Annotated in this window: 7 protein-coding genes; 6 read left to right on the top strand and 1 reads right to left on the bottom strand. The window is 43.7% G+C overall.

Going from position 1 to position 7,814, the window contains the following annotated elements:
* The first annotated feature begins 73 nt into the window (after window positions 1-73).
* From AC2SLP_RS11820 to AC2SLP_RS11805, 4 genes are all read left to right on the top strand, one after another.
* Window positions 74-1,161, top strand: a protein-coding gene (locus AC2SLP_RS11820; RefSeq protein ID WP_486535860.1) for an IS3 family transposase whose coding sequence is annotated in 2 segments (ribosomal slippage) — window positions 74-326 and window positions 326-1,161 — 1,089 coding nt in all. Because the reading frame shifts where the segments join, the coding sequence is not laid out codon by codon here.
* Between the two features lie 202 nt (window positions 1,162-1,363).
* Window positions 1,364-2,914: a helicase HerA-like domain-containing protein gene (locus AC2SLP_RS11815; RefSeq protein WP_486536833.1), complete on the top strand. Its 1,551-nt coding sequence runs from the start codon at window positions 1,364-1,366 to the stop codon at window positions 2,912-2,914.
* Between the two features lie 270 nt (window positions 2,915-3,184).
* On the top strand, window positions 3,185-3,931 hold the full coding sequence (locus AC2SLP_RS11810) for a YidX family protein (RefSeq protein ID WP_486536832.1): 747 nt from the start codon (window positions 3,185-3,187) through the stop codon (window positions 3,929-3,931).
* Between the two features lie 234 nt (window positions 3,932-4,165).
* Complete coding sequence (locus AC2SLP_RS11805) at window positions 4,166-5,137, top strand: alpha/beta hydrolase (protein ID WP_486536831.1); 972 nt, start codon at window positions 4,166-4,168, stop codon at window positions 5,135-5,137.
* A 159-nt stretch (window positions 5,138-5,296) separates the two neighbouring features.
* Here the strand turns inward: AC2SLP_RS11805 and AC2SLP_RS11800 are convergent, their stop codons facing one another.
* Window positions 5,297-6,370 (bottom strand): NAD(P)H-dependent flavin oxidoreductase, encoded by a 1,074-nt coding sequence (locus AC2SLP_RS11800; RefSeq protein ID WP_486536830.1) that lies wholly within the window; start codon window positions 6,368-6,370, stop codon window positions 5,297-5,299.
* A gap of 407 nt (window positions 6,371-6,777) precedes the next feature.
* On the opposite strand from AC2SLP_RS11800, the gene AC2SLP_RS11795 reads away from it, so the two are divergent.
* Together AC2SLP_RS11795 and AC2SLP_RS11790 are read left to right on the top strand one after the other, a co-directional pair.
* Complete coding sequence (locus tag AC2SLP_RS11795; RefSeq protein ID WP_486535257.1) at window positions 6,778-7,416, top strand: IS110 family transposase; 639 nt, start codon at window positions 6,778-6,780, stop codon at window positions 7,414-7,416.
* 37 nt (window positions 7,417-7,453) lie between these two features.
* Window positions 7,454-7,780 carry a transposase gene (locus AC2SLP_RS11790; protein ID WP_486535256.1) on the top strand — a complete coding sequence of 109 codons (327 nt, stop codon included), beginning with the start codon at window positions 7,454-7,456 and terminating at the stop codon, window positions 7,778-7,780.
* Window positions 7,781-7,814: the final 34 nt, after the last annotated feature.

Here is a 7,814-nt window from a genome sequence, read left to right as displayed (position 1 = left end):
GGTAATCCTCCCAAAAAATAATAACACCTAAAAGTAGAAACTAACTGCTAAAATACTAGCAGGAGATTTCGACATGAAAAAATCAAGATTTACCGACACACAGATTGTTAACATACTCAAACAAGCAGAACAAGGCGTACCCGTCAGTGACATATTACGTGAACACAATATAAGTCAGAGCACCTTCTATAAATGGAGGAGCAAATACGGTGGTATGGATGCCTCACTCATTACCCGTCTTAAAGAATTAGAAGCTGAGAACGCTCGCTTAAAGAAGATGTACGCTGAAGAGCGTCTAAAATCAGACATCTTACAGGATGCCATGTCAAAAAAGTGGTAGCGCCGTCTAGGCGCAAAGAGCTTGCTGAGCATTACATCAAAGCCAGAGCCATTAGCGTACGCTTGGCCTGTCTGATCTTTAACATCAGCATAACCTGCTATTACTATCAGCCAAAGACAGCGGATGATAATGAGCAAATAGCCAAGCTGTTGATTAATCTGACAAACGACCATAAAAACTGGGGCTTTAAGCTATGCTTTCTATACTTAAGAAATGTACTCAGACTACCTTACAACCATAAGCGTGTTTATCGTATCTACCGTGAGCTTGAATTAAACTTAAGAATAAAGCCTAAACGCCGTATTAAGCGAGACAAACCACAAAAGCTTGCTGTACCAACTCATATCAATCAAAGCTGGAGCATGGACTTTATGCACGATGCTTTAACCGATGGTAGAGCCATTAGACTCTTTAACGTCATTGATGACTTTAATCGTGAAGCATTAACCATAGAGGTCGACTTCTCACTACCAGCTCAAAGAGTCATACGCAGTTTAAATCAGCTAATAGAATGCCGTGGCAAACCTGATCAAATCAGGTGTGATAATGGCCCTGAATATATCAGCAATGATTTAAAAGACTGGGCAACTGAGCAAGGTATTGTTATCGAATACATTGAGCCTGGCAATCCTCAGCAAAATGCTTATGTAGAGCGCTTTAATAAAACAGTTCGTTATGATTGGCTTAATCAGGAGTTGTTTAATAGTTTAGAGCAAGTGAGACAGCAGGCTGAGGCTTGGCTCAATCACTATAATAACGAGAGACCCAATATGGGTAATGGTGGCTTTACGCCGATTCAGAAACTTAATATGGCAGCTTAGTTCTACTTATTTAGTGTTTTAAATATGGGGGTATTTCCATTGCCAATCAATAGTTTTAATTTGACTTAGAGTCTGTTGTAAAGATTAAAGCGTATTGATTCATTATAAGCTTTTTACATTACTCTATTTAGACTATTTTAAAGATGCATTCGCAGTGCTATAGTAAAACTAACTAAATACACACTTATAATGAGCTAAATCTATGGCAAACCTGACTATCGCATATCCCACCGCAGCATCTGACTCTCAAAGAAACCCCGTGTCTATTCGCTCTAACATGGCAAACCGTCATGGACTGATTGCAGGGGCGACTGGTACAGGTAAAACGGTTTCGTTAAAAGTACTGGCAGAGCAATTTGCCGAGCAGGGCGTGCCCGTATTTATGGCAGATGTCAAAGGCGACATCTCAGGGCTAGCACACGCTGGCGAGATGAGCGATAAGTTGCAGCAGCGCTTAGATGACTTGCAACTTCCAACGCCTGATTTTTCAGGCTATCGCTGTGTGTTTTGGGATGTGTATGGCGATCAAGGTCATCCGATACGGACTACTATAAGCGAGATGGGTCCACTGATAATGTCGCAGTTGTTAGGTTTAAACGATACCCAGTCTGGGGTGCTTACCGTGGCGTTTCGAGTGGCAGATGATGAAGGATTGCTGCTACTGGACATGAAAGATTTGCGGCAAATGCTACAGTTTATTAATGATAATAAATCGGAGCTGCGTAATCGCTACGGCAACATATCTGCTGCCAGCATTGGCGCGATTCAGCGTAAGCTACTAACTTTAGAGGATCAAGGGGCAGATCAGTTTTTTGGCGAGCCAGCACTAAACCTTGAGGATTTAATACAAACAGACGAGCATGGTCGCGGCGTTATCAATATTTTAGCAGCCGATAAGCTCATGCTAAGCCCGCAATTATATAGCTGCTTATTGCTATGGCTGATATCAGAGCTGTTTGAGTCTATGCCCGAAGTGGGCGATGCCGAAAAGCCAAAAATGGTGTTTTTCTTTGACGAAGCGCATCTATTGTTTGAAGATGCAAACGACGCTTTGGCTGAAAAAATAGAACAAGTGGTGCGATTAATTCGCTCTAAAGGCGTCGGTATCTACTTTATCACCCAAAACCCAACTGATATTCCTGACGATATTTTAGGTCAATTGGGTCATCGTATCCAACATGCGCTACGTGCCTTTACCCCAAAAGACCAAAAAGCAATTCGAGCTGCTGCGCAAACGTTTAGACCCAACCCAAATGTCGACGTTGAAGCGTCTCTCACCACACTTGGGGTGGGTGAGGCTTTGATCAGTGTTCTAGACGACACAGGCACACCAACACCCGTAGAACGAGTTTGGATGCTGGCGCCTAACAGCCAGTTTAAACCTCTTAGCAAAGGTCAACGCTTAGATGTTATGGACGGTAGCGATTTGGCAGGCGTGTACGACGAAGCGATTGATCGAGAGAGTGCTTATGAGCTATTGAATAAACGTGCCCAGCTGGCTGTCGTTGAAGCGGAGAAACAAGCACAATTAGACATTGAGCGTGAAACTGCAGAACAAGCTGCCGAGGCGCAGGCGAAACTGGATGCTAAAGCCGAAGCTGCGGCACTTAAAATGCAACAAAGAGATGAGCGGGATAGAGCACGTATGCAAAAAAGGCTGGTGAGCACACTGGCATCAGAGGTAGCTCGCAAGGTGGCGGGTCCTTCTGGAGGACGTATCGTACGAGGAATTTTAGGGTCGTTGTTTAGGTAGCACGTTGCTTATTATTAAAGATATTTCGGATGACAAGTTGTTCGGTATGAATAGTCTTTTAAGGTTAAAGTCATTCGCGTATCTGATTATTAAAAATAAAGCCAAGTTTGAGTCTTTATATTTAAATTTAACCAAAATCGTAGTCAACTTTAATTCAAAGCGTTAAGATAGAGGCTCGATTATGATATAGAGTCAGCCATTATGTTCATCAAATAAGATGAACTGAAATGATGAACTATCTAATGCCATTCGCAAAACAAGGAAGTCTATATGTTAAAACTTACCAATATTAAGTCATTCGCAGCCAAATCTACAAGATTAACCACTGCCATTGGCGGTGTATCACTGTTAACCATGCTATCCCTATCTGGCTGTGCAACCTCAGAGCTATTGGACGATACGCAAACGACGCGTACCACATCAGCTAAGCAAATACTTGTAGAGGATCAGCTGGTTGCCTTTGGGCGTCCTGCTCAGCCGTTAGCTAATATGCCCGCGAGTAGCGTGGTTATTGTAGGTGAAAAGAACAGCTACGTGCTGAGCCAAGGTGGACCCGAAATGGTCAAGATTTTAACCAGCCTTACGCCTGAAAACATTCAAGTCGATAGCGACATGACCTTTTATTCACCAAACAATGACGGGTATTTTCAAGGTGAAATGAAAATGTCCTATGCCAAGTTAAAAGATGAGTTTAAGCGCAGCGACTATCAGTTCTTCCTACAAAATGGAGGGCAGGAGTGTACCCGCGCTAGCGATAGACGTATTGCAGCACAGCGTTTTTGTTTTGATGTACCTATCAAAGGCGCTGTTTACCCTGCGGTTAGCAACCTTAGTATGATCCAATCAAAATACAGCGCGCTAACTAAGCCATACCCTGTCGTAATTTATACCAATACGCAAAGCCGCACCCGCACGAATGGCAAAAACGCAGGCGAGAAGTTGGTACTGCTGCCGTTTGCACTGGCCTTTGATGTGGTCACCTTACCTATCCAAGTCTTAGAAGCCATTGCCAATTAAAGTATGAGCTAACTAGAATATGAGCTTAAAGGTATAAGCTGAGTTATAAATACTAAAGAGAGGTTATAACGAAACGCTAATTTAAGCTTAGATTTGGATTTAGATTTATAGAACGAAGGCCTTTGTGAGTGGTCATAAAGGCCTTTGTTGTATTTAATTACTCTAAAAAACCAACTAGACGACAAATAACTTACTGATAAAAGTATAACCACACAACCACAGATAGGGGCGGTAATGACACTATTTTTAATAGGGCGCAAAAAAACAGAAGCCATAAAAAAAGGACTTGCCGCACTACTGGCAGTAACGGTAATTGGGTGTACATCGCCTAATTCAGTCACAATGGCGACCACCCAAACGCTCTTACAGTTTGAGCGCAATAGGGCAGGTGTCGAAGTTAAATCGTACGAGCTATCGTCTGGCGATACCCTAGTCTATGCAGATAACAACAATACTGCTGGCGAGCCGTTGCTACTGGTGCATGGCTTTGGCGGTAATATGGACAACTTTATTCGAGTGTCCAAAAAGCTGGACGACTATCATGTCGTCATCCCTGACCTGCTCGGGTTTGGCGAATCAGATAAGCCAATGGAAAAGGACTACCGATCAGAAGATCAAGCCAAACGCCTACACGAGCTGATGCAAGCCAAAGGCATGGCGCAGGGTTTAAATATTGGAGGTAATTCGATGGGCGGCGCTATTAGCGTGGCGTATGCCTCCATGTATCCCAATGAAGTCAAGAGCCTATGGCTAATAGACAGTGCTGGATTTTGGACCGTAGGGGTTCCAGAAGCGCTTGAAGAGGCGACACTAGTAGACAATCCTCTGCTGATTAGCAGCTATGAGGACTTTGATAGACTGACTGAATTGGTCATGCACCAGCCGCCATATATTCCAACCGCAGTAAAGGCGGTGATGGCGCAGCAAAGAATCGAAAACCGAGCACTTGAGTCCAAAATTCTTGAGCAAATCGTGCAAGACAGCGTTGAAGAAAGAGCCAAAATTATTGCGGGCAACAACATCCCTACTTTGATCACTTGGGGCGACAAAGATCAAGTGATTAAACCAGAAACCGCCGAGTATATCAAAACGCTAATACCGCAAGCCCAAGTCATCATGATGAAAGACATCGGGCATGTGCCAGTGCTGGAAGATGTCAAACAGACGGCAGAAGATTACAAAAAGTTCCAACAAGCCATCGATTAAAAACTATTACCCAGTAACTATGACCCAATAACTATGACCCATTAACTATGACCCTGTGTCCCCATAACCCAGCATCAACGTAAGTACATAGCGCTGAGTCTTCAATAGATAGTATAGATAGTATCGAGAACTAGGCGCTACTTATATGACGCTTTTACGCTATTGCGATAACGGAGCGACCAGTCGCTCTAAAAGCTCACTAGTTGCCTCAAAGCGTACTTGAGGCACACCTTGCCCCGCCCAGAGCGACATATAATCAACATTTTCAGCTCGTGCCGCCGCCTTGCGCATAGGCTGCGTCATCGCATTTAGCTGTGGATATGCAGGCAAAGCAGGGTTTGAATTTGCCGTTTCATAGGCAGTGTCATACGGGGCGTAAGTTTCTATAAAAGTATTCACCAAACCGCGCGCAGGCTTGCCCGAAAACAAACGAGTAAGGCGGGTAACACCGCTACGCTCTCCCGTTGATGTTTTGATCAGCTCCGCTTTATACACAGGATTAATACCGCTTTCATACGTGGTCAAAAATGCAGTACCTAGCTTCGCTATCTCAGCGCCCGCCGCTTGGACCGCAATGATGTCTTGCCCAGTCATGATTCCGCCAGCAGCGATAAGCGGTATCTCTGTAACCGCTTTGGTACGACTGATTAAAGCCAACAGCCCCAGAGGGTCTTGCTCACTTTGAGGTAGCCAACCGCCCCGATGCCCGCCCGCCTCGTACCCTTGCACACACACCGCATCTGCACCAATATCTGCCCATGCTTTTGCCTCATCTGGATGGTTCGCCGTACCGATAACTTTTGTGCCAAGCTTATGTAGCGCATTGACTTGCACCTTGCTGATAATACCAAAAGTAAAACTTGCAACAGGCACAGGATTGTCCAGTAGCACCTGCAGCTGCTCATCAAACGAATGCGCTGGCATATCTGGCAAATCAAGTTCAATATTTTCTTTATCATAATAGGCGCGTAACCACTCTGGCAGAGGCGCATCAAGCGTAATAGACTCGAGCTCACTTAACACCATCAAATTCACCGCAAAAGGACGATCGGTCAGCGACTTAATCACATTTATGTGCTCATCCAATACATCAGGAGCGGTCATGCCCGCGCCAAGACTTCCCAAACCGCCAAACTCACTCACAGTAGTAATAAGCTCAGCGGTAGTCGCACCGCCCGCCATAGGCGCTTGCACGATGGGGTAGGTAAGATTTAGGGTAGTAAGTAAGCTCATGTGGGTGACCTTATATGATGTTATTAATTATGTTATTGGTTGGGTTTACCGTTAGGCTTACTGTAGCAAAAATTAGACGCCCCCATAACCGATAGAGGTTATTTAATTGGTAAATGGGTACGGGTGAAGGTGTAGAAATGAACGGCTCGGGCTGGCGACATGGGCGTAGCATTTTGAAGGGTGGGCAGAAGTGTTGTAGCTCGTCCTGCTTGTATGTTAAAAAAGCCATAGATAAGTGTTAACCTTAGCTATGGTAGCAGGTAGAGTGAGCTAGTGATCCCGCTATAGCCAAAGAGCTCGACGCAAAGATAAAGCCCTCTACCTGTATTTCTTTAGATTGAATGGTATCAAAGTGCCTTAGAAAATAAAACTAAGAGACACTGTATTCACAAGGGAAATGCAAAGAAATGACCTATCAAGTATACGTTGGAATTGACATATCCAAAGCTAAATTTGACGCAACATGGCTAAACCAAGAAGGTAAAAAAGTTAAAAACAAAGCCCACAGCAAAACCTTTACTAATGACGAAAAAGGCTTTGCAATCTTTACCAAATGGCTAGCTAAGCAAAGCACAAACAAGAAACCGGATGAATGTCTTATCATCATGGAAGCCACAGGCATATACTATGAGAACCTAGCCTATGATCTACACAGTAAAGGCTACACAGTATCCGTTATTAATCCGGCATATGCCAAACAATTTGCAGGTGCCATCGGCAGTCATCACAAAACCGACAAACAAGACGCGTACGTACTCGCGCAATACGCCTATACAAGGCACCCTAAAGCATGGCAGCCAGAACCTGAGCACGTGAGAAAGCTCAAGTATCTGCTAGACCGTTTAGACACGCTCAAGGCTGATAAAAAGCGAGAAAGCAACCGTCTAGAAAAAGTTGAATCTAGAAAAAGCTATGACAACGATATCGCCCAGTCTATAAAACAAGTGATAGACACTTATAACGAACAAATAGATATCATCCAAGCCAAAATAGATAAACACATAGGTAATCATCCTGACTTAAAGTTAGGCTATCAACCTAGTTAGCATTCCAAGCATAGGTAAGACAGTCGCACCGAATGTATTGTCGCTACTCCTATCTAAGGATTTTAAGGATGCTTCGCAATGTGCCTCATTTGTTGGATTAACCCCTATACATATACAGTCAGGAATCTTTAAAGGAAAAAGCCGTATTAGTAAAAAAGGGGATGGCAACCTACGATCGAAGTTGTTTATGTGTGCTTTATCTGCAATTAGTTGCAATCCTGATGTTAAGCAACTATATGAGCGACTGCTGAAGAGAGGAAAATGCAAAAAAGTGGCTTTGATTGCAGGTATGAGAAAGTTATTACAGATTTGCTATGGTGTGATAAAGCACCAAAGCAAATACAAACCTCAAGTTGCTATTTGATAGTAATTTGAGTTGACATATAAGATGGTATCTT

The organism is Psychrobacter sp. CX21, assembly GCF_057396255.1.
The sequence above is the reverse complement of the archived record's forward strand: the minus strand, read 5'-3'. Positions and strand labels throughout refer to the sequence as shown.